Annotated in this window: 19 protein-coding genes and 1 pseudogene; 4 read left to right on the top strand and 16 right to left on the bottom strand. The window is 64.9% G+C overall.

All coding sequences use genetic code 11. From position 1 onward, the window contains the following. Window positions 1–39: 39 nt before the first annotated feature. Window positions 40–654 carry a carbonic anhydrase gene (locus NBT82_RS00100; RefSeq protein ID WP_251329567.1) on the bottom strand — a complete coding sequence of 205 codons (615 nt, stop codon included), beginning with the start codon at window positions 652–654 and terminating at the stop codon, window positions 40–42. 212 nt (window positions 655–866) lie between these two features. Here NBT82_RS00100 and NBT82_RS00095 point away from each other — a divergent pair, with 212 nt between their 5' ends. After that, the gene (locus NBT82_RS00095; RefSeq protein ID WP_251329566.1) at window positions 867–1883 is read left to right on the top strand and encodes an amidohydrolase family protein; all 1017 of its coding nucleotides are present in this window, start codon (window positions 867–869) and stop codon (window positions 1881–1883) included. On the opposite strand, the gene NBT82_RS00090 is transcribed toward NBT82_RS00095, so the two are convergent. From NBT82_RS00090 to NBT82_RS00065, 6 genes and pseudogenes are all read right to left on the bottom strand, one after another. After that, on the bottom strand, window positions 1880–2365 hold the full coding sequence (locus NBT82_RS00090; RefSeq protein WP_251329565.1) for an Lrp/AsnC family transcriptional regulator: 486 nt from the start codon (window positions 2363–2365) through the stop codon (window positions 1880–1882). The two genes, NBT82_RS00095 and NBT82_RS00090, sit on opposite strands and share 4 nt — an antisense overlap. Before the next feature lie 326 nt (window positions 2366–2691). After that, a pseudogene (locus tag NBT82_RS00085) lies at window positions 2692–4364 on the bottom strand (transposase); the annotation flags it as partial. A gap of 80 nt (window positions 4365–4444) precedes the next feature. After that, on the bottom strand, window positions 4445–5248 hold the full coding sequence (locus NBT82_RS00080) for an energy-coupling factor ABC transporter ATP-binding protein (protein WP_345780704.1): 804 nt from the start codon (window positions 5246–5248) through the stop codon (window positions 4445–4447). A gap of 68 nt (window positions 5249–5316) precedes the next feature. Next, on the bottom strand, window positions 5317–6129 hold the full coding sequence (locus NBT82_RS00075) for an energy-coupling factor transporter transmembrane component T family protein (protein ID WP_251329563.1): 813 nt from the start codon (window positions 6127–6129) through the stop codon (window positions 5317–5319). 2 nt (window positions 6130–6131) lie between these two features. Next, entirely contained in the window at window positions 6132–6455 is a 324-nt protein-coding gene (locus NBT82_RS00070) for a cobalamin transport operon protein (protein WP_251329562.1), read from the bottom strand. After that, window positions 6455–7135, bottom strand: a complete 681-nt coding sequence (locus NBT82_RS00065; protein WP_251329561.1) for an energy-coupling factor ABC transporter permease — start codon at window positions 7133–7135, stop codon at window positions 6455–6457. The genes NBT82_RS00070 and NBT82_RS00065 overlap by 1 nt, the downstream gene beginning before the upstream one ends. A gap of 275 nt (window positions 7136–7410) precedes the next feature. Between NBT82_RS00065 and NBT82_RS00060 the strand changes: the two genes are divergently transcribed. Further along, window positions 7411–7887, top strand: a complete 477-nt coding sequence (locus NBT82_RS00060) for a hypothetical protein (protein ID WP_251329560.1) — start codon at window positions 7411–7413, stop codon at window positions 7885–7887. A gap of 5 nt (window positions 7888–7892) precedes the next feature. Here the strand turns inward: NBT82_RS00060 and NBT82_RS00055 are convergent, their stop codons facing one another. Next, complete coding sequence (locus tag NBT82_RS00055) at window positions 7893–9764, bottom strand: aldehyde ferredoxin oxidoreductase family protein (protein ID WP_251329559.1); 1872 nt, start codon at window positions 9762–9764, stop codon at window positions 7893–7895. Window positions 9765–10028: 264 nt separating this feature from the next. Here NBT82_RS00055 and NBT82_RS00050 point away from each other — a divergent pair, with 264 nt between their 5' ends. Continuing rightward, complete coding sequence (locus tag NBT82_RS00050) at window positions 10029–10715, top strand: metallophosphoesterase family protein (protein WP_251331313.1); 687 nt, start codon at window positions 10029–10031, stop codon at window positions 10713–10715. An 88-nt stretch (window positions 10716–10803) separates the two neighbouring features. Here the strand turns inward: NBT82_RS00050 and ppk1 are convergent, their stop codons facing one another. The 6 genes from ppk1 to NBT82_RS00020 form a co-directional block, all read right to left on the bottom strand. Beyond that, window positions 10804–13170: a polyphosphate kinase 1 gene (ppk1, locus tag NBT82_RS00045; RefSeq protein WP_251329558.1), complete on the bottom strand. Its 2367-nt coding sequence runs from the start codon at window positions 13168–13170 to the stop codon at window positions 10804–10806. 343 nt (window positions 13171–13513) lie between these two features. Then, window positions 13514–14104 carry a 50S ribosomal protein L15e gene (locus NBT82_RS00040; protein ID WP_251329557.1) on the bottom strand — a complete coding sequence of 197 codons (591 nt, stop codon included), beginning with the start codon at window positions 14102–14104 and terminating at the stop codon, window positions 13514–13516. A 125-nt stretch (window positions 14105–14229) separates the two neighbouring features. After that, entirely contained in the window at window positions 14230–15150 is a 921-nt protein-coding gene (locus tag NBT82_RS00035) for a serine/threonine-protein kinase RIO2 (RefSeq protein WP_251329556.1), read from the bottom strand. Window positions 15151–15238: 88 nt separating this feature from the next. Further along, a complete protein-coding gene (locus tag NBT82_RS00030; RefSeq protein ID WP_251329555.1) occupies window positions 15239–16051 on the bottom strand; it encodes a lycopene cyclase domain-containing protein in 813 nt (270 codons plus the stop codon). A 33-nt stretch (window positions 16052–16084) separates the two neighbouring features. Beyond that, complete coding sequence (locus NBT82_RS00025; protein WP_251329554.1) at window positions 16085–17053, bottom strand: phytoene/squalene synthase family protein; 969 nt, start codon at window positions 17051–17053, stop codon at window positions 16085–16087. 99 nt (window positions 17054–17152) lie between these two features. Next, window positions 17153–17488 (bottom strand): hypothetical protein, encoded by a 336-nt coding sequence (locus NBT82_RS00020; RefSeq protein ID WP_251329553.1) that lies wholly within the window; start codon window positions 17486–17488, stop codon window positions 17153–17155. Window positions 17489–17706: 218 nt separating this feature from the next. On the opposite strand from NBT82_RS00020, the gene NBT82_RS00015 reads away from it, so the two are divergent. Next, entirely contained in the window at window positions 17707–18441 is a 735-nt protein-coding gene (locus tag NBT82_RS00015; RefSeq protein WP_251329552.1) for a bacteriorhodopsin, read from the top strand. A gap of 28 nt (window positions 18442–18469) precedes the next feature. Here NBT82_RS00015 and NBT82_RS00010 read toward each other — a convergent pair whose 3' ends face one another. Then, window positions 18470–18637 carry a hypothetical protein gene (locus NBT82_RS00010; protein WP_251329551.1) on the bottom strand — a complete coding sequence of 56 codons (168 nt, stop codon included), beginning with the start codon at window positions 18635–18637 and terminating at the stop codon, window positions 18470–18472. Window positions 18638–18692: 55 nt separating this feature from the next. Beyond that, the gene (locus NBT82_RS00005; protein WP_251329550.1) at window positions 18693–20735 is read right to left on the bottom strand and encodes an AAA family ATPase; all 2043 of its coding nucleotides are present in this window, start codon (window positions 20733–20735) and stop codon (window positions 18693–18695) included. Between the last annotated feature and the right edge of the window lie 113 nt (window positions 20736–20848).

Raw genomic sequence — 20848 nt, 5'->3', positions numbered from 1 at the left:
TGATTGTCCAGCGGTGCACAGAGTCGCCTGGTAGAGGAGTCAGGTCAGGAGGCTTGCGACACGTATCGACGCATCGTCGGGGAGACGAGCCCGGATTGTGGTCGGGTCTGTCGCACCGTCGAGGGCGACCAGATACCGCTTGTCTGGGAACGAACTGTACGCACCGTCCTGATCGTAAACGTAGCCAGCGACCGTCACCGACGAGGGGAGTGCCTGCTGGAGAGATTGGACCTGTTGGCGAAGATTGTACTCGGCGAGTCGGTACTGTACCGTCTGAAGCGGCAACAATTCCGTCACGACTCCCTCCTCGAACGCTTCTCCGACGAGCGAGCGGAGCGGATCCAACCGTACTTCGATCCCGACAGGTGACTCTGCATCGGGTGCAACCCACCGCTCATAGGCGTCTTCGAGAACCTCACAACTCGTGTGTCCCACAACGATGACCGCTGTGATGTCGTGCTGGGTTCTGAGGTGTTCGATGGTGCTGTCTGGAACCGTTTGTTCCTCGTATCGTTCCTGTGTCTGATTCCCGAGAGTCTCGACGCTAACGACGTTCCAGGTAGCGTCAACCGGCCACAGCGGCCCCCGGAGCTTGCAACTGCTCATCGAGCACGAGACGACGAGTGCCGTCTGCGCATCCGATTCGTGTCCCATGTCGCTTTGAGGCCCGGCCCAGTCTTGAACCGACTCGATGACAGATTCGAGATCGTTCCCGTTCATTCTACGCTGTGCCACCTCCGCTCGGACCTATTACTGCCGCCATCGGGGTCCTTCGACCATTTTGGTTTTCAATCAACAGTACCTTACCGGAACGTTCGATATACCTGTACAAAAAATCATATCGTTATTGGCGTGGAGGTGCTGGTATGGAAGCACTCTCGGGAACTCTCATCGTCGGCCGGTCGTTCGAGCCGATGCGGGGTCGTGTTGTTATCGAGGACGGTCAGATTGAGCGTATCGAGGAGACAGAAACGACATCGACCGATATCATACTGCCGGCGTTCGTCAACGCTCACACGCATCTGGGTGACTCCGTCGCGAAGGAAGCGGCTGTAGGGCTATCGCTCGACGAAGCAGTGGCACCGCCGGACAGTCTGAAACACCGACGATTAGCGGCTGCTGACCGTTCCAACTTGGTATCAGCGATGCGCCGGACGCTCCGATTTATGAAGCGAACAGGGACGATCTCCTGTTTGGACTTCCGGGAGTTCGGAGCTGCTGGGGCACGCGCGCTCCGTGAGGCGGCTGCATCCGTTTCCATCGACCCGTTCATCTTCGGGAGCGGAAAGCAGTCCGTCCTCGATGTTGCCGACGGGTACGGCGCCTCCGGGGCAAACGACGAAGATTTCACCGAACAGCGTGCTGCCTGCCGGAAACGCGACGTGCCCTTTGCGATCCACGCTGGCGAACCCGACGCGACTGACATCCATCCGGCACTCGATCTGGAGCCGAACCTCCTCGTCCACATGGTGCACGCAGAACAGGACCACCTGCAGCGAGTTACAGAGCAGTCAGTCCCGGTGGCGGTCTGTCCGCGCGCGAACACTGTTCTCGACGTTGGAACCCCTCCAGTACTGGAATTGCTCGACCACACGACAGTCGCACTCGGGACTGACAACGTCATGCTGAATCCCCCGTCGATGTTTCGGGAGATGGCGTACACGGTGAAACAGTTCGACGTGACTGCCCGAGAGGTATTACGGATGGCGACGACGGCCGGTGCCGATATCGTTGGACTCGATTGTGGTGTCATCGCTCCCGGCCGGCGCGCAGCACTCCTCGTCCTCGACGGTGACTCGGACAATCTGACGGGCTCTGTTGATCCAGTACAGGCAGTCGTTCGTCGTGCGACCGAGTTGGACGTCAAACGTGTTCTCGTTTAGGCATCGTCGCCTGTCTGAGTCTTGGGATTGAACTTCCCGAAGGGCGTCGTCTCGTGACTCCGAACGAGGACTTCGTCGGCAACGGTGAGCCCCATATCGAGAAGTTCCTGTGCAACGGGTGTAATGTCGCTGTCCGTCTCGCCGACTGCAGTGACGAGAAGGTTTTGTTCACCAGTGACCAACTCTTGAACTGATACCACTCCATCGATGTCCAGAATATCGGGGACAAGGTCACCACGTTCGGGAATCGCAGCGGTACAGTAAAGCAGCATTCGGAGCGGATAGCCTGATTTCTGATAGTCGACGCTAGCGCTGTATCCTTTGATTACGCCGTCGGATTCGAGACGCTGAATGCGCTTGCGGACAGTACTGTCGGAGGTACCGGTCCGCTCCGCGATGTCTCCGGACGACATGTTTCGAGCGTCTTCTTGGAGTGCATACAGGATCGCTTTGTCGACATCGTCGATCTCCTTGTCAGTCATATCAGTGTGTCCGCGACAAAGCCACTTTACCTTTGTACGTTGTTAGGGCATTCAACAAAACTCTCTGCTCTTTTTTCCTTGTGCCTCCCAACAGAGTCTGTGCATTGAGAAGTCCGGTCTCAACTTCCAGAAGGTTGAGTTGAGACTACAGTGGGTTTAGCGGGGCTGTGATGCGTGGTTTCGGGCGAATCGATAGCAGAATCTGCTTCAGATCCCTCTCCAAACGAGCATGCTTGTTGAGATAGAAACTAATTCGGAGTATTTCCGTGGCCTCGGATAGTGTAGCCACTCAGACGGCGCGCTAACCTAGACAGAGTGTCTCTCTCCCCGATTCCAGTCTCCTTCTTCAGCAGCGTCAGCGTATTGTCGGCTGTTACGATCGGCGAATGTTCGTACTCACCAATTAACTCAACCTGCACGAGCAGATCAACAGCGCGCCAGATCGAGTACAGAAGACACGCAAACGCGAAGTAGAAGAATCGAAGCCCAAAATCCTTCGATGTCGTCGCCGCCATGAACCGCTTAATCGATTTGTAGCCGCTCTCGATCTCCCACCGAAACCCGTACTCTGTGAGGTGACCGCTCCCGCAATTCGTCATGAACATCGAGTACTGCCGGTGGTCGTCGTGCTCGGAGTCTTCTTTCCGACGGTAGATCAGCGTCGTCTCGTGCCATTCGTTCTTGCCGAGGTGGAGCTTCCGGTCGGTCTCGTAGCGGTCTTGATCACGTCGAAGCAATCGCTTGGCCTGGGCTTTCTCGCTCGTCTGCATCCGCTTCGGGACGACGTAGTACAGCCCGCGCTGGCTGATCATCTCAAGGATATGCTGGCTATCGAACTCCCGGTCCATCAGCACGTTATCGACGTGGACGGGCTCTTCAGCCGAATCCAGCAAGTCCTCGACGATTTCCTTGCGTGACTCTCCTCGTCGAACCGGTCGTGCATCAAGCACGAGTGGAACGGCGTTCCCGACCAACTGGACTGTCGCCCACTGATAGGCATACTCGTCGGTGTTCTCTTTCGTCTCGATAATTTCGCCCTCGTGGCCCGTCCTATCGCCCGTGAAGAGGTCGGCTTCGGTGATGTCGATCGCGACGATCCCTGCGCGGAAGAATTCCTCCGTCCCCGCGACCTCGTCGATGAGTTGCCGAACCGCCTGGCGGTACATCTCGCGAATTTGCTCGATAGAGAGATCACGAATCTGGTCGCGATGGCCGTGCCCGAGTGGTGTTCGATCACACGTCGACTCGTGAATGAAGCTCCGAGCACCCTTGTTGGCGGCCAAGTTCTCACGGAGCCCTAAGTAGGTCTGTAAGCCCCAGTAAGCGTTCTCGGAAATTTCACAGCCTCGCCACAATCGAGCGAGAAAGCGGGGAACACGACGCGACTGACGTGGTCAGTGACCCTCCCTGCCTTGTCGAGGAGGGCCCGATCGTCAGAGTCCGATCCGGTAGCGTGGGGGCCTCGATCCGGGAGGTTTCGTTCTGGTTCGCGTGGTACGGCGACATCCGCGTTTTGTGCTTTGATCAGGATCGTTCGAGCTGCTTTCTGGACCGTCTCGCGGATATCTCGCGTGAAGCGCTCGTTCCAGCTGCGTCATAATGTCGATTGATCGGGCACCATCTCCAACTCTAAGCGTTCGCAGAGTGCGGGATGGCTATCGAGGTAGTTGAGGAGTTCTGTTTCGTGCTCCCATCCGTAGAGTTCTTTCAGCACGAACACGCGAAAGAGAGTGTCCATCTCGTAGCGTGTCGACCTTTCATAACAGTCGTGGGCCTCGAATCTGAAGTAGGCTAACGGGAGTACGCAGACGAACTTCTCAACGGAGTTATGGCTCTCGTGGTCAAACCACGCCTCTGAGACTGTCCGCATATCTGATTCCAGTCCAGCGAGCGACGTTCGATCGTACAGCGGTGTCGAATTATATACCGGCCCCTCAACATTGGACCGACGCGCAATTTTCCGAAAAACAGTACGATGAGACAACTCATTTACCCCCATGAGAATTGGTGGAGTAGGCATGCCGCAACGCACCGGTCTCGATCTGCCGAGGAAGCGGCGCAAGATACCGGGGGTGGGCCTCAGTTGTGTCCGCGCCCATCTGGAGAGGGTGTCTGCGTGGTTTCCAAGTTGCTGGCTTCTGTGAGGAGCGCCACCAGATCCGCTTCCGTCACTGGCTGTGCGGTCGTCCCCAGCCCTGCATCGCGAGCCACACGAACCGTACTCGGCGGGAGAAGGTTCGCTTCCGCCAACAGCGCGTCGTCGTAGAACACCGCTCGGGGCGTTCCGCTACCAACGACGTTACCATCGGCCATCACACAGACTCGGTCTGCGACTTCAGCGGCAAATTCGAGGTCGTGCGTCGACAAGACGACGCTGATACCGTCCTCGTGAATCTGTTCGATTCGCTCGGCGACCAGTTGGGACCGCTCGGGGTCGAGCCCTGCGAGCGGTTCGTCCAGCACGACCACGCTCGGTTCGAGGACGAGCACGCCGGCGAGGCCGACGAGGCGTTTCTCGCCGCCGCTTAGATAGTGAGGAATCCGGTCTTCGAGGTGGCCCGCGTCGACAGTCGCGAGCGCCTCACGAGCGCGCTCTCTCGCTTCGTCACCGGGGACGCCGTAGTTCTGGAGGCCGAACATCACGTCATCGAGGACTGTGGGCGCGACGAGTTGCGTATCGGCGTCCTGGAAGACGAACCCGACTTCCCGCCGCGCGTGTGCCTTGTTGTCTTCGGTGATCGGCGTGCCGTCGACGACGAGTTCGCCGTCGTCGGGAACGAGCGTCGCGTTCAGGTGTTCGAGGAGCGTCGACTTCCCGGCACCGTTGCCGCCGACGAGTGCGACGATCTCGTCGGAGTACACTGAGAAATCAACGTCGTGCATGCCGACCGTCCCGTCTGGGTAGGTGTGAGCCTCACACTGAAGATCGACGAGCGGTGAATCGTCTCGACTCACAGTCTCACCCCGTAGACCGCGACCGCTGCGTAGCCGACGACAGCGACGTACGACCCGATCACGACGAACAGTTCGTGGACCGGCGGTCGCGAGACGTCGCCGTACAGCGTGATGTCGCCGTTGTAGCCACGGGCTTCCATCGACTTGACGAATCGTTCGGACTGCTCGATGGCCGACAGCATCGTCATGCCGAGGATTCTCGCGTACAGCCGTTTGTTCGACCAGAACTCCGAGAAGTTCGCACCCCGAGAGAGCGCGGCTTTCACGAGGTCCTCAAGCGTCTCGATCATGACGAACGTGAACCGATAGGTGAGCAGCGCGATCTGGTCGATCGGCCGTGGGAGTAGTCGCCCGAGCATGTACGCGACCTCGGTGTATTTCGTCGTCATCGACGCCGTCAAGACAAACGTGACGACCGTGAGTGATCGACAGCTGAGCTCCCCGAAGAGCACGAGCCCTGCCCATGTGACAGAAAGCTCACCGAGCGGTGTCGAGAGCGCGCCACCGATCGGCGTCCCCGGTTCGAGGAACGCCAGCGGCCCGGCGACCGAGACGATGAACAGCATCGGGAGCGTGTACCAGCCAGCGAGTCGTCGGTATGGCAGTCCCGCGAGTCCATAGACAACCAGTACGGCTCCGTATAGTCCGGCCAGGAGCGCAAGGCGGTCGAACACCGTGACGGCGAGGACGAGTGCACCGACGACACCGACCTTCGTCCATGGATTGACGCGGTGTAACGGTCCATCTCGCCGTTCGGCGAACGCCGTGATGAGCCGCGGATCGGGAACGTGGTTCGAGAGTGTCGTCACGGTTACCGGGCCTGGCGATCTCCGTCCTCGAAGCCGCCGTAGCGGTCGACGTAGACGTACATGCCGACACCGAGGACGACCAGCAGAAGGACGAGCCCACCGAATTCGAGCATCAGTCCGCCCTTTCGGATCGGGCCGGCGACGACGATGCCGCGACCGAAGTCGACGAGCGCGCCGCCACTCTCCTGGACACCACGCTGAAGTGCCTGTGCGGAGCGTTTGGCCCACGGCAGTGCGCCGCCGGTTGCGGTGAAGCCCCAGTACCCAGCGGCGAGAAAGGCAACGAAGAGGCCAACAAGACCACCGTACTGCTTCCAGCGCTGCATCAGGCCGTCACCCCGGTCGGCTCCTCCTGGGTGTCACGGTCGGCGAGGCCGACGAGGTCGGGGCGGACGGAGGCGAGGAACTGAACGATGAATCCCGTCAAGATACCCTCGATGACGGCGACGCCGAGGTTGAGCCCGACGAGACCAGCGACCGCGATCGTCAGGTCACCACGCGGCAGCGCGCTCCCGTTCACGCCGCTGATGACGATGATCGCTCCCATCAGGAACGCGCCTGCGGAAAGGCCGAGCGTCGCGGCACTGGCGCCGGCGGGGAAGACGTCCCAGTCCATCCCCATCAGGGTCTTGAACGCGTAGTAGGCGACGATAGCTTCGCTCGCGTTCACGAGCGTATTCGCGCCGAGGAGGCCGACTGCACCGTGGCCGAGTGCTGCCGAGAAGATGTTCACGACCAGTGCGATGAGCGCTCCGAGCAGCGGCCCGGCGAGGATGCCGACGAGCCCGGTGAGGTTCATGTGGATGCCACCCCAGACCGGGATATTCAGCTGGAAGATTGCGAAACTCGCTGCCGCACCGATTCCGGCGAGTGCGATCTGGTGGGTCTTGATTCCGCCCTTGCGGATCCGATAGACGGCTGCACCGACGAGTGCCACGCCGAGGGTCGTCCACAGCACAAGTGCCCACAGGGGGAACGAGCCTTCACCGAGGTGGATGTGTGCCATCGTGTTATTAATAATAAGGACTATTATATTAAATCTGGCTATATCTAATCTGTCATTTAATATCTTGGTGGATAGCTAATATGAGAGCTTAGTAAGGAGGGCATATTGACACGGACACTCTCGACGAATCGGATACTGGCCAATACCTGAACGCTTGCAGAAAATGACGACCATCTCACCGTAGGTTCGCTTAGTGGTTCTTGGACTCAATCGATCTCGATGAGATCGTATGCATTGAGAAGAAGAGTCTCAACTTTTGCGAGTCGCATGGCGGCGTGACCGGGCGACTCGGTCGCCGAGACGGAGCCCCGGGGCTCTTTGCCGAGGGGATCGAGTGGGGGAGCGTGTCCCTCCAGTCCCGTCTCCGTGATCGCCGTCGACCGTGGCACGGCCTGATGGTGTTGGTCCTCGTCGCCGGGATGGGTGTCTCGCTATCCCGCGCCGGCACCGTCACCACCCGAACGGCCGTCGGCGCCCTGGTCTCCGGCCTGTTCGGCCTCGTCATCTTCCAGTTCACCGTCGGTAACGTCTGGGGCTACGCGGTCGAGTATCACAACGCCGGCGGATCGTGGACCGACCTACCTTTTCTGACGCCGTTCGGCCTAGCCGGTCTGGCCGGCGTCGTCGCGGGCGTGTGGTCCGGGCGCGCCGGCCTCGCCCTCTGGGTCGCGTTCTGGATCTTCGTGATCGTCGCCGCCGCCGTCGCGGTGGGTGTGTGGGTGCTCGCGGGGTATCGAAACGCGGAGGCGTAGCCCGATCAGTCCGCCAGCCCCGCGATGTCGAGAGTTTCGAGGCGGTCGGACGTGGGAACCCCGTCGGCGTCCCAGCCACGGAAGTCGTAGTACTCGTCGAGCATCGCGTCGAGTTCCTCGGGGGGGCAGTACATTCCCTGAGCGGGTCCGTCGGGGATGGGCTCGTGCATCACGCGATGGGAGAGAGTGTCCGTCTCGCGGCGGGCGACGCCGCGGTCGACGTTGATCAGGCGTTCGAGGTTGTAGATCCGCTCGCCGATCCGCTCCACGTCGTCAGTCGAGAGGTCCCACCCCGTCGCGGCGTTGATCGCGTCGCGGTAGCGGTCGGTGACGCGCTTGTCCCACCCACCCTCGCTCACGAACCGGCACTGGGTGAGCGAGTCGCCGAGGGCGGTGAAATGCTGGATTCGGGCGGCGAACTCGGGGGTTCCGTCGGTCGTCTCGGTGTGTTCGCCGTCGTACTGGAGGGTCGGTCGGGTGTCGTGGTGTGAGCCGCCACGGGTGGCGGTGGCGTAGCCGATGCTCATTCCCTTCAGCCCGCGCGGGGAGTGGGCGGCGAACTCCAGACCCTTGACGCCGTGGAGGTAGCGCTCGGCCTCGTCGTCGAGGTCGGCCGCGAGGCGGAAGGATCCCTCGGCGAGGCGGTCGCCGAACCCCTCCCGATGGGCCGTCAGTCGGGCGAGTTCGACCAGGCCGTCGGCGTCGCCGAAGGCGAGGTGCGGCGAGTCGTCGTCCGTCAGTAGCCCCTCGTCGTAACACTCGCGGGCGAAGGCGACGGTGACGCCCCAGGAGATGGTGTCCATCCCCAGGCGGTCACACAGGTCGTTGGCTTTCATCACGCGCTCGACGTCGAAGACGTCGGTCATCGTCGCGGTGCCGAAAAGGCTCTCGAACTCGGGGATCTTCCCGTCGGTGACGCCCTCGCTCTCGACGGTGACGTGCTTGCCGCAGGCGACCGCACAGTTCGCACACGTCGTGTCCTCGGTGACGTACGCCTCGCGGATGTGCTCGCCGCTGATCGCCTCGGCGTCGTCGCGCGGAGACTGCTCGACCCGGTTGTTCCGCCGGCCGAGTTTCCCCATCTCGTTGATCGGGTTGACGAGGCCGCTGGTGCCGTACTCCTGGAGCATCTCCGTTTCGGCCATCAGCGGACCCATCCGGTCGCCCACGAGACTCCGGAGGTCGCCGTCAGCGGCCGGTTCGGGCCGGAACGATCCCTCGACGACCGCCACCGCCTTGACGTTCTTCGAGCCGAGAACGGCGCCGGCGCCGCCGCGGCCGGCGACGCCCTCGCGCATCTCGGAGTCGTGGAGCAGGCAGGCATAGCGCACCAGGTTCTCGCCCGCCGGCCCGGCCGCGATCACGTGGACGTCGGCGGCGTCGACGCTCCGACCCTCGGCGACCCGGTCGCCGACCGCGGCACACGTCTCGTAGGTGTCGACGCCCGCGAGGTCGGGCGCCGGAACCACCGTGGCCCCGTCCTCGTCGATCAGGACGTAGGAGAGTTCGTCGGCGGCCCCGTGGAGGACGACCGACTCGAACCCCGTCGTCTTCTGGGCGCGTGGGAAGGTCCCGCCGAACGTGCTGTCGAAGAAGCCGTTGGTCTGCGGGCTGACGAACCCGACGACGCCCCGACTCGTCGACTGGAAGGGCGTCCCGTTCATCGGCCCGACGGCGAACGCGACGACGGTCTCGGGGTCGAACGGATCGGCGTCGACGGGGACGTGATCGTGGACCGCCTTCGCCACGAACCCGTTGCCGCCGAGAAAGCGCCGAGCGTCCGCAGGGTCGATCGGTTCGGTCACGGACTCGCCCGTATCGAGATGGACGTCGAGGATCTCGCCGCCGTAGACGGGCGGGAGGGCCGTCTCCGGCACGTCACACCCCGGCCGGCCTGTCGGCCCGCCGGACAGCCGCGGCAGTGATCTGTGACATGAAAGGACCGTCGGCGCGCCACATACTAATCGTTTCGTCGCTCACGGCGGGCCACCAGTGGATCGAAGCCGCCCGGCGTCCGGTTCCCCACGGAAACTACATAGCCGTATAGTCGCCAATTAGCAACCCCTTAACTCCGTCAGTACCTGGTGACCGTCAGACCGGGACGGAGTGTGAGCGACCACTCACCCCCGGAGATTCCACAGATGCACGCGATACCCCAGTTCGGCGACGAAGTCGAAGCACACCACGAACGGATCGACCCGGACCGCTACCGCGATATCTACGTCGTCGGTGACGTCCACGGGAGCCGGGTCGCGCTGGAGTCGCTCCTTACGACCCTCGAGTTGAACGAGGACGACCTCGTCGTCTTCGTCGGCGACCTCGTCCGGAAGGGACCGGACAGCCCCGGTGTCATCGACCTCGTCCGCGACGACGACCGTCTCGTCAGCGTCCGCGGGAACAACGAACGGAAGATCGTCCGCGGCGAGAAACGTCCCGACTGGCTGCGCGAGGGGGACCGGGCGTACCTCGAGTCGCTTCCCCTGGCCGTCTCCTTTGCCAACGCACTCGTCGTCCACGGGGGCATCGACCCCGAGCGACCGCTCGAGGATCACACCGCCGAGGAGCTGTTGACGATGCGTGCCCCGCACGGCGACGGATACGAGGGCCCGTTCTGGTACGAGAGCTACGACGGGCCGTTCCGCGTGTTCTTCGGTCACACCGTCCACGACCGGCCGGTCGAACGGCCCCACGCCGTCGGTCTCGACACCGGGTGTGTCTACGGCGGGCCGCTGACCGCGTACGACTACCGCCGCGACGCGTTCGTGGCCGTCGAGGCGACGACGACCCACGAGGAGCGAGACGAGGCGAAGATCGTCAGACCGGTCTGACAGCCGTCTCAGCCCCGTCAGTCGCCACGTGGGGCGAAATCGTCGGTCCGCGCGAGCGCGCGCCTCGGATGGGACGGCAGACGGTGGCTCATTCGTACTCCGATCGAAGGCGCTCCCGCGCCCCCTCGCGTGTTATGAAGTATCGACGGTCTCCATCGGTCGTCCGAACCGCCCAGTCGTACGTCTCGCTGTCCGGGTGGTACCAGTGTTCGGCGTGGGCGTCGAAGACGGATCGGTCCCCGCCGTCCGATTGGAACTCGTCCGTGTCGTCGCTCGCCGCCGTGCCGTCGGGCGCAGTGCCGGTCGGATCGGCGTCCGCGACGAGGAGGGTCCCCGGGATGAGTTCGGGATCGGCCTCGATCCCGACGCCGTGGCCGCGGTCGAGGGCGGCCTCGGTGGCCGCCATCAGGATCTCCTGCACGTCCCGTTCCGGCTCGTCGCCCGGCGTGACCTGCTCGTAGCTTCCGTCGCTCTGCATCACCCACCGGCGGCGGTTGTCCGCCAGCGAGGCCTCCAAGACGAACCGAAGCTGTCGACGTAGCGGCACGGCCTCGACGGGCGTGACGGCCTCGACCCGGTAGTCCAGGTTCCGCGTCATCCAGTCGGCCGACCCGATGTACCACTCCGGGGCACCCGCGTTCTCGAAATAGAAGACGCGAGCGTGTTCGAGAAAGCGGCCGACGATCGAGTGGACGGTGACGTTCTCGCTCACCCCCTCGATACCGGGGCGGAGCCGACAGATGTCCCGAACGATCAGGTCGATCTCGACGCCGGCCATCGAGGCGCGGTAGAGCTCTTCGACCATCGCCGGATCTTCGAGTCCGTTCACTTTCACGACCATCCGTGCCCGCCGACCCTCGCGAGCGTGGTCGGCCTCGCGCCGGACCATCCTCGTGAATCGCTCGCGCATCGTCACCGGCGCGATGAGGAGCTTCCGGAAGCGGTCGTCGAGGGTGGGGCCGGTGAAGAAGTTGAACACCTTCGTGAGGTCGTGGCCGACGTCCCGGTCGGCGGTCAACAGTCCCAGATCCGAGTAGGCCTTGGCCGTCTCCGAGTGGTAGTTACCCGTGCCGACGTGCGAGTAGAGTCGGACGCCGTCGTCCTCCTGGCGAACCACGAGCGCCGTCTTGGTGTGTGTCTTCAGACCGACGGTCCCGTAGGCGACGTGGATGCCCTCCTCCTCGAGTTGCCGAACCCATTCGAGGTTGTTCTTCTCGTCGAACCGGGCCTTGAGTTCGACCATCACCGCCACCTGCTTGCCGTTGTCGGCGGCGTCGATGAGGCTCTGGATCACTTTCGAATCGCTCGCAGTCCGATAGATGGCCGCCTTCACCGCGAGTACGTCGGGGTCGGTCGCCGCCGCGTCGAGGAACCGCTGTACCGTCCCCTCGAAGGAGTGGTACGGGTGGTGGACCAGAATATCCCCCTTTCGAATCTCGTCGAAGATGTCCGTCCGCCCCTCGCGAGCGTCGCCGGCCACCGGCTGTAGCCGCGGATGTGCCTGCGGCGTCCACGGCGGCAGCGTGAGCTCCGGACGGTCCAGTTCGGCGAGTCCGAAGAAGTCCTCGAAGTCGATCGGGCCCTCCCGGTGGAACACCTCCCGGTCAGCGACGTCGAGATGCTCCTTGAGGATCGAGACCGACTCCTCGGGCATGTCGGCGTCGACCTCGAGGCGGACGACCGTCGCGAATCGGCGCTGTTCGAGCACCTCCTCGACCATGTCGATGAGGTCCTCGGCTACCTCCTCGTTGCGCCGTACCTCGGCGTTGCGAGTCACCTTGAACTTCGACACGTCGCGAATATCGAGGTCGGGAAGCAGGAGGTCGAGGTTGCTCTCGATGAGGTCCTCGATGAGGACGTACCGACCGGTTTCGTCGGGAACGGCGATCAGTCGTGGCTGGTTCGACGGGATCTTGATACGGGTGAACGTCGTCTCGCCGGAGCCGTCAGACGAAAGCACGGCGAGCGACAGTGAGAGGTTCGAGATGAACGGGAAGGGATGGGCCGGGTCGAACGCGAGCGGCGTCAGCGTCGGCAGGATGGACTTCTCGAAGTACGTGCGGAGCCGTTCGTGCTCGTCCGTCGGGAGCGTTTCGGGCTCGCGGATCTCGATCCCCGCGTCCGCGAGCGCCGGTTCGAGCGTCGTCCGCCAGTAGTCGGACTGCCGCCGGAAGAGCGGTCGTGCGGCATCCAGCACCTCACGCCACTGTTCTTCCGGCGTCCGTCCGTCGGGCGTCGTCTCGGTCACGCCGGCGTCGATCTGCTGTTTGAGCCCGCCGACACGTTTCATGAAGAACTCGTCGGTGTTCTTCGTGAAGAAGGCGAGAAACCGAAGCCGTTCGAGCGGCGGATTGCGCTCCTCGGTTCCCTCGTGAAGGACGCGTGCCTGAAAGGCGAGCTCCGAGAGCTCCCGATTCAGGTAGTACTTCGGTGCCGAGAGGTCGACGTCGCTCACCGAATCACCTGCCCGTCCGCCTCGGTTCGACGCGCGTGGGCGTTCGGACGCCGTGACGGCTGCTCCACCGGCAGAATCGCGGACACTCCTCGCACAGTCGGTGAGATCCGACCGACTCACAAGTAATCCACTAAGAGACCTATTGTCCGGTATATAGAGCGATCGGCGCGATTCGAGTCGGGGCGGGCGAAACGGTCGGCCGCGGGTCGCGACCACCCTGGAGGCCGAACGACCGCTCGGCTACCCGGTCGCGAGGACCGCCGTTCCGTATTGCGACATGCAGTTTATCAAACGGTAGACGGACTCGGGACTGTCGACGAAGAAACCGCGAGAACGGAGCGCGTTACTTGCCGCGGCGCCGGTCGCCGCCGATGCTCGGTCGGGTGTGTTCGGTCCCCGTACCGCGCTTGCGCTGGCCGCGGCCCTTGGTGCCGGCGCTGGTCTTGCCGCGGAACGCACGGCCCTTGTGGGAGTCGTCACAGATCCAGTTCAGGTCGTCGTCGGCCTGAATGGCGGGGTGTTCCGGATCCACGAGGATCACTTCGTGCCACTTCTGGGAGCCGTCCTCGCCGACCCAGTAGGAGTTGAGCACGCGGAGATTGGGGTATTTGCGAGAGGTGCGCTCCTCGGCGATGCGCTGGATGCTCTTGCGGCGACCGATGCGGTTGACGCCCTGTCGCTTCGAGCGTCGGCCGGCCGTGAACCGTCGCTTCCGGGCCCCGCCCTTGCGGACGGACGTCCGGGCCACGACGATGCCCTGTTTGGCCTTGTACCCCAGGTTTCGCGCCTTGTCGAGGCGGGTCGGGCGCTCGATGCGTTCGATGGCGCCCTGGTCGCGCCACTCCTGTTTGCGTTGCCACTGCAGTTCGGCGAGAGCCCCCTCGTCGGGGTCCTGCCACGCGTCGCGGATGTGCGAGTAGAAGCTTCGTGCCATGGGTTGTCCACGGGCGCTTGCGATTCAGCGTCGCCGAGTGGCGAGCCACATGTCGTCCCGACGAATCGGGTGCCCGCTGGAGGCCCGTCTACCAGCGAGTTACCGGGGCTACCGGCCGGTCGCTGTTAAGCACTTCGACTCGCCACGAACTCCCGAACCGTCTCGAAGTCGTCCGCGGCGATGGCGTCGGCGACGGCCGCGGCGTCCACGTCCGGAACGACCGTCGGGTATTTCCGTTCGAAGAAGCCGATCAGGTTGGTCACGTCGCGCTCCAGCAGTTCGGCGGCGTTCTCGTGGTCGGTCGACACCGACTGTGGCCAGTCGAAGATCGTGATCCCCGACGAAGCGACGGCGACGTTGTGTTCGCTGAGATCGGCGTGGATCAGGCCCGCCCCGTGAGCGCTCGCCACCTCGTCGAGGATGAGATCGAGGACGGCCACCGCCTGGTCATCGTCGAGTTTCGAGCGCGCGAGTTCGACGCCCTCGAACTTCGCCATCACGATGGCGTGGCGGTTGTGATCGACCGGGTGCGGAACTGCAACGTCCGGATACAGCGTCTCCAGGGCCTCGTACTCCCGTTCGGCCGCCTTGCGAGCGGTGTAGAGCCACGAGACGTGGTGGTGGTCGGCGGTGTACTCGCGCTCGCGGTTCACCTCCCGGAAGTTGGTGTAGCCCTCACGGTGGAACTTCAGCGCCAGCGGCCGGTAGGACTGCACCTCGTAGACGTCGCTTTCCTTGCCGACGCCGAGCGGTGCGCCCACGCCCTCGACGGTGTCTCGCTCCGCGAAGGTGTGCAGCGCCAGCACGTCGTATCCCTCGAAGGTGAGCTGGTAGCCCTCGTACTGGATGGTCCGGCGCTCGACCAGGTCCCGTTTCATACAGCGATCCAGCCGGTAGTCCACTTCCTCAGGGGTCAGATCGGCATACTCCGGCAGTTTCCCGCGGTTGACCCACTCGCTGAACCGCATCCCCTGCTCGACACCCGAAAGCAGATAGAAATCCTCGGGGTCGAGGTCGGCCACCACGCGGGCCACGTTTTCGACCATACCTCGACTCCGCGCGCGAGGGGGAAAAGTCCCCCGCGTCGCCCTATAAATCACATGACGCGATAGGAAATCGGTGGCGTCCCGCGGTTCACTCTTCGCCGGGTGGCTTGCCGACGCCGCCACGGGGGACCAACCCCCGGAATCCCTCGACGAGGTCGTGTCGGTCGGTTCGGGCCACGACCCACTGGTAGAGCACCAACCCGAACACGACGAGGACGTTCGTCAGGAGGAAAAACGCCATCTCCTCGACGGGGAGACCGAAGACCTGGAATCCGGTCGAGTGGGTCGGCGAGATCGTCCAGAGCCCGAGGCCGATGGCGACTCGGTCGACGATCCAGAGGTAGACCGTCGGGACGAGGATCGCCAGCGCGACTGGACGGCGGAGGCGCCAGATGAGCGGCCCGCCGAGCACCCAGAGAAAGCCGACGATCGGCATCCCCCACAGGAGGATGTAACCGAGGTAGTAACCGGAGGACGTATAGAACAGCACCAGCCCGGCGAGTTCGAGGCCGACGATCGACAGGAGGCCGACGGGGCGCGACCGGACGGCCGTCGGACGGGAAGGGTCGGGCGACGGATCGATGACGTAGAGCCAGAGCCCAGTGAGTGCCGTCTGCAGGAGAAAGAAGGCGAGTTCGCCGATCGGGATGCCCGAGACGCGTGCGGTCACGACCCCCTCGCCGTACCACCAGACGCCGCGTTCGATGAGATACCCGTCCCACGCGAACGTATAGGAGAAGGCGATCACCATGAGTACGCCGACGCCGAGCGCGTCGACGGGGGTCCGGAGGCCGCCGCGATACCGCGCGAGCGCGGCGACGACGAGCAACGGGCCGCCGACGGTGACGGTCAGATAGGCGAGATAGGTCGACGTGACCGACGCGAGCACCGTCGGGATCACGGTCGCTCACCCCCGGTGACGGGGGAGCGGCCGTCAGTCCGAACCGGAGGACGGATCATGAGCGTACTCCACCCGGGACGGGACTTCGCCGGCGTCCGTGGGTGTTTCGAGATCGGTCACCTCATAGAACGCTGCGAGGGGGTCCCCGGAGAACTGCCAGTGGAGCCACGCCCGTGCGACGAGGCCGAGCCGTCGCCGCACCGTCAGCGTCGGGCGGGCGGAGAGGACGTCGTATCCGCGCTCGCGGATGAGCCGATGTTGGTCCGCGTACATCACTGCGGCCGCCAGCACGGGGAACTGACAGTCCTCGGGAAGATACCTGATGCCGTCGACACCGCGTCGGTACCGGCGCTCGGTCCACCGGAGTTCGTCGCGGATGGCCGCCGCGACGCCGTCTGAGAAGGTCAACGACTCGATGTCCGCGTGGGAACAACCGTGCGATCGAAGCGTCTCGGCCGGCAGGTAGATGCGGTCGTACTCGCGGACGTCCTCGCGGACGTCGCGGAGGAAGTTCGTGAGTTGGAACGCCTCGCCGAGTGCTGCGGCGTGTGGGCGGGCCGTCTCCGCGTCGTCGGGGTCCATGACGTCGAGCATCATGTGTCCGACGGCGACCGACGATCCGCGGAGGTACGCGGAGAGTTCGTCGCGTGTCCGGTACCGCCCCTTGTCGACGTCCATCAGCATCGAGTCGACGAAGGCGTCGATCTCCTCGCGGGGGATGTCGTGGCGGTCACGTAGGTCCGCGACGCCAGCGAGAACCGGATCGTCCGTCTCGCACTCGCCGAGAACGGCCGCACGCAAGCGTTCGAGTTCGCGCCGCTGCTCGGCCGGGGGGCCGGGATCGACCGCGTCGACGATCTCGTCGGCCGTCCGGAAGAACGCGTATAGGACGTACGTCGGGTGGCGGACCCGTTTCGGAAGCAACCGCGTCGCGACGTGAAAGGTCAGCCCAGTGTGGCGCTGGACGGCTTTGCTCCGCCGGATCCGTTCGTGTGAAGTCATTGTTTGAGTGTCCCGCCGAACGATCACGCGGTTCGCACACTCGTGGCTACACGCTCCACCGGACTGAAAAGCATACCAACACAGTTGGGGTGATCCCGCTCAGTACTCGTGGAACGCTTCCCCACACCGTCGACACTCGATCGTCGTCGGACCGAACCAGCGTTTCACCTTTTCCACGGGGCCGTGACACTCCGGGCAGACGCCCATTCCCCGGTCGTCGGCGGCGCGAACCGAGAGGTCGAGCAGAAGGTCCTCGAGTTCCTCGATCCGTTCTTCCTGAGCCTCGACCGTCTCCTGTAGTTCGTCGACGCGCTCTTCGTACGCCGTCGCGGAGTCGAGGTCGACGACGACATCCTCGTCGTCCTCCGTTCGCTGGCCGGTCGTTCGGGCCGTTTCGGCGTCGGTTTCGGTCGTCCGATCACTATCGTCGGTCACGTTTGCCCGTACGCGCCCCGTAGCTTCAATCACGAACCAAGCTAGTCCGCCTCGTCACCGGAGACGCCGGCCGAGACGGCCGAAACGTTCCGGCTCGCCGTCCTGCTGCGACCGGTCGTGACGCCGCCAGCGGCCGTCCGGGAGCCGGGGATCCGGATCGACGACACCCATGAGTTTGGTGTGCCCACTAACACGGTGGGAGCGCTGATGGAGGGTGGATGGTCGACCTACCGGTCCGGTCCGTGTTCGCCGTCGGCGCGGCGCTGATGGGGCTCGGCGCCCTGTATTTCGCGGTCCGGGGACTCGACGCCGAGGGACCGCGATCGAGGGGACTCCACGTCGTCACGGCACTCGTCCCGACGATCGCGTTCGGTTCGTATCTGGCGATGGCGCTCGGTGTCGGCGTGGCCGAAGTGCCGGTCCGCGGCGGCACACTCGAGGTTCACTGGGCGCGGTACGCCGACTGGCTGTTCACGACGCCGCTGTTGCTGATCGCGTTGGGGTTGCTCGTCGGGGCGGACACCGAGACGGTGTTCGGTGCGGTGGCGGCCGACGCGTTCATGATCGTGACCGGAATCGCGGCCACGCTGTCGGGCGTTCGGCTGTACCGCTACGCCTGGTGGGGGGTGAGTACGGTCGCGTTCCTCCTCGTGTTGTACTACGTCTTCGTGGCGCTCGGCAGGCGGGCACGCGAACTCGGCGAGGCGACACGTGAGACGTACGGCGTCCTCCGGGGCCTCGTCGGCGTGACGTGGGCGGGCTACCCCGTCTGGTGGCTCGTCGGCACCGCCGGTGTCGGTCTCGTCCCGCCGCCGATGGAGGTGCTCGGGTTCACCTTCCTCGACCTCGTCGCGAAGGTCGGGTTCGGGACGGTCCTGCTCCGGAGCCGAGCGGTCGCCGACGCGACGGATGCGTCCGGTTCGGACCCATCGTCGGGCGTCTCGGTGGACTGACGGGACGTCCCATCCGAACCCATACGGGTCACGCGAGGTCGGCGACGTACCGACCGACGACCACGACGGCGGCCGCCATCACCACGTTGAGTGCGCCGGGAACGACCGCTCCCCCGGAGACGCGATACGCGCCGAACGCGATCAGCCCGAGCGCGACGACGCCGTGAGTCCCGAAGACGAGGGTGTCTTTCTCCATACATGGGCGTCGGGCTCGGGTCCCTTGAACGTCGACCCAAACGGGTGTGGCCCGATCACGTCTCCTCGGGGTCGACCGAGGGTCGCGTGGCTTCGATCGCCCGTTCGAGGTGGTCCGGTTCGACCACGAGTCGATCGAGGGCGTCGTCGGGGGAGCCGTCGGCCTGGAGGTACGTCTCCATGGCGAGCAGGGCCGCCTCGCGGACGACGCCCGCGAGGTCGCTGCCGGTGTATCCGGCCGTGCGTTTCGCGATCGTTTCCGTGTCGACGCCGCGGGTGGGAACGCCGTCGAGGTGGATCGCGAGGATCTCCGCCCGGGCGTCCTCGTCGGGGAGAGGAACCGCGACCCGTTTTTCGATGCGGCCGGGACGGAGCAACGCCGGATCGACCGCATCCGGGCGGTTCGTCGCCGCCAACACCACCACCGATCCGCGGGGCGAGAGACCGTCGAGTTCCGTCAGCAACTGCGAGACGACTCGCTCGGCCGCACCGGTGTCGGCCCCGCGGCGGGTCGGAGCGAGGGCGTCGAGTTCGTCGAGGAAGACGACCGACGGCGCGATACGGCGGGCGCGCTCGAACACCTCGCGGACGCCGCGTTCGCTCTCCCCGACGTAGCGGTTCATCAGTTCGGGCCCATCGACGGCGAGGAAGTTCGCGTCCGTCGAGTTCGCGACGGCCTTGGCGAGCATCGTCTTCCCGGTTCCGGGCGGCCCGTAGAGCAGGACGCCGGTGGGAGCGTCGACGGCGAGGCGTTCGAACAGGCGTGGATACCGGAGCGGCCACTCGACCGTTCGGATCACCTCACGCTTGGCGGGGGCCAGTCCACCGATGTCGCGATAGGAGACGGAGGGCCGCTCAACCGTCACCTCGCGAAGCGTCGTCGGGCGGACGGCGTCGAGGGCCGCTTCGACGTCCGCAGCCGTCACGGTGGCGCCGCCGTCGGCACGAGCGGCCGCCCGCGTGGCGGCGTCGACGAGAACTGCCTCCAGATCGGCACCCGTGTACCCGTGGGCGTGGGTCGCGACCGCGTCGAGGTCGACGTCGTCGGCGAGGTCAAGCGCCGCGGCGTGGATCCCGAGGATCTCCCGCCTCGCCGACTGGCCGGGGACGCCGACCCGGATTTCGGCGTCGAACCGCCCGCCACGTCTGAGCGTCGGATCGACCGCGTCGGCCTGTGTGGCCTCGCCCACGACAAGGAGGTCCTCGCGGTCGCGAACGCGGTCGAGGAGCCAGCCGAGCGCCGAGCGTCCCCGCCGTCCGCCCTCCCGATCCGGGTTGGGAGCGGCCGTTTCGAGGTCTTCGACGTGGATGAGGGCCGGGGCGTCGTCGCCGGCGGCACGCAGTATCGTCGACAGGGAGTCGCGGCGCTCGCAGTCGTCGGGGGTGGCCTCGTGGATGGACAGGTCGGCCTCGGTTGCGACCCGCCCGACGAGGAGCGTCTTCCCCACACCCGACGGACCGTGGACGAGCACCCCTGCGGGCGATCGGATGCCGCTGCCCGGCGCCGAGAGCGGCGCGACGAGTCGTCGAAGCGCCTCCAGTTCGTCGGCCAGACCGCCGACGTCGGCGGGGACGGGTGCCGGGTCGGTCGCGGGGGGCGCGTCGCCTTCGCGAACGGTGACGGTCGTCGCCGGCGTCACCACGACCGGCCCCTCGGGATCGACGTCGACGACGGTCAGGGAGACGGCGATACTCCCGCCGAACAGGTCGGGCTGGATTCGATCCCCGGTGGTCAGAGCACGCCCCGTAAGCGAACGCGACAGCGCCCCGGCGTCGCCTTCGAGCGAGAACGAGCGTGTCGGACTGACCGTGACGGTTCGCGCACGGTCGGGTGTGATCGACTCGACGGTGACCGGCATCCCGGCGTCGACACCGGCGTTGCGCCGGACCGCCTCGCTCGCGACGACGACCCCGGCCGGCAGGTCGGGGGCGTCCTCGCCGACAGTGGCTGCCGTCGCGTCGCCACCCTCGATACGCACCGCGTCGCCCACGTCGACGCCGACGCGGCGTCGTGTGGCCGGCGCGAACCTGACGGTGCCGGCCGCCGGTGTCGGTTCTCCAGCGTCCTCCGGATCGGCGAGCGTGAGTCGGGTCGTCATGGGCGGCAGTGGACACGTACACGGCAGGGGACGGAACCCAAAAGTCACGGTCCCCATTCGTATGGGGCCCCCGGCCCCGACCCGTGACACCGGATCGACACCCGAACTGTTTC

The organism is Haloplanus sp. HW8-1, from assembly GCF_023703795.1.
In the GTDB taxonomy this organism is placed as follows: domain Archaea; phylum Halobacteriota; class Halobacteria; order Halobacteriales; family Haloferacaceae; genus Haloplanus; species Haloplanus pelagicus.
The sequence above is the reverse complement of the archived record's forward strand: the minus strand, read 5'-3'. Positions and strand labels throughout refer to the sequence as shown.

Coding starts and splice junctions, on each gene's coding strand:
- NBT82_RS00100 (WP_251329567.1), bottom strand. CDS start 654: ATGGGACACGAATCGGATGCGCAGACGGCACTCGTCGTCTCGTGCTCG.
- NBT82_RS00095 (WP_251329566.1), top strand. CDS start 867: ATGGAAGCACTCTCGGGAACTCTCATCGTCGGCCGGTCGTTCGAGCCG.
- NBT82_RS00090 (WP_251329565.1), bottom strand. CDS start 2,365: ATGACTGACAAGGAGATCGACGATGTCGACAAAGCGATCCTGTATGCA.
- NBT82_RS00080 (WP_345780704.1), bottom strand. CDS start 5,248: ATGCACGACGTTGATTTCTCAGTGTACTCCGACGAGATCGTCGCACTC.
- NBT82_RS00070 (WP_251329562.1), bottom strand. CDS start 6,455: ATGCAGCGCTGGAAGCAGTACGGTGGTCTTGTTGGCCTCTTCGTTGCC.
- NBT82_RS00065 (WP_251329561.1), bottom strand. CDS start 7,135: ATGGCACACATCCACCTCGGTGAAGGCTCGTTCCCCCTGTGGGCACTT.
- NBT82_RS00050 (WP_251331313.1), top strand. CDS start 10,029: ATGCACGCGATACCCCAGTTCGGCGACGAAGTCGAAGCACACCACGAA.
- NBT82_RS00040 (WP_251329557.1), bottom strand. CDS start 14,104: ATGGCACGAAGCTTCTACTCGCACATCCGCGACGCGTGGCAGGACCCC.
- NBT82_RS00035 (WP_251329556.1), bottom strand. CDS start 15,150: ATGGTCGAAAACGTGGCCCGCGTGGTGGCCGACCTCGACCCCGAGGAT.
- NBT82_RS00025 (WP_251329554.1), bottom strand. CDS start 17,053: ATGACTTCACACGAACGGATCCGGCGGAGCAAAGCCGTCCAGCGCCAC.
- NBT82_RS00015 (WP_251329552.1), top strand. CDS start 17,707: ATGGTCGACCTACCGGTCCGGTCCGTGTTCGCCGTCGGCGCGGCGCTG.
- NBT82_RS00010 (WP_251329551.1), bottom strand. CDS start 18,637: ATGGAGAAAGACACCCTCGTCTTCGGGACTCACGGCGTCGTCGCGCTC.
- NBT82_RS00005 (WP_251329550.1), bottom strand. CDS start 20,735: ATGACGACCCGACTCACGCTCGCCGATCCGGAGGACGCTGGAGAACCG.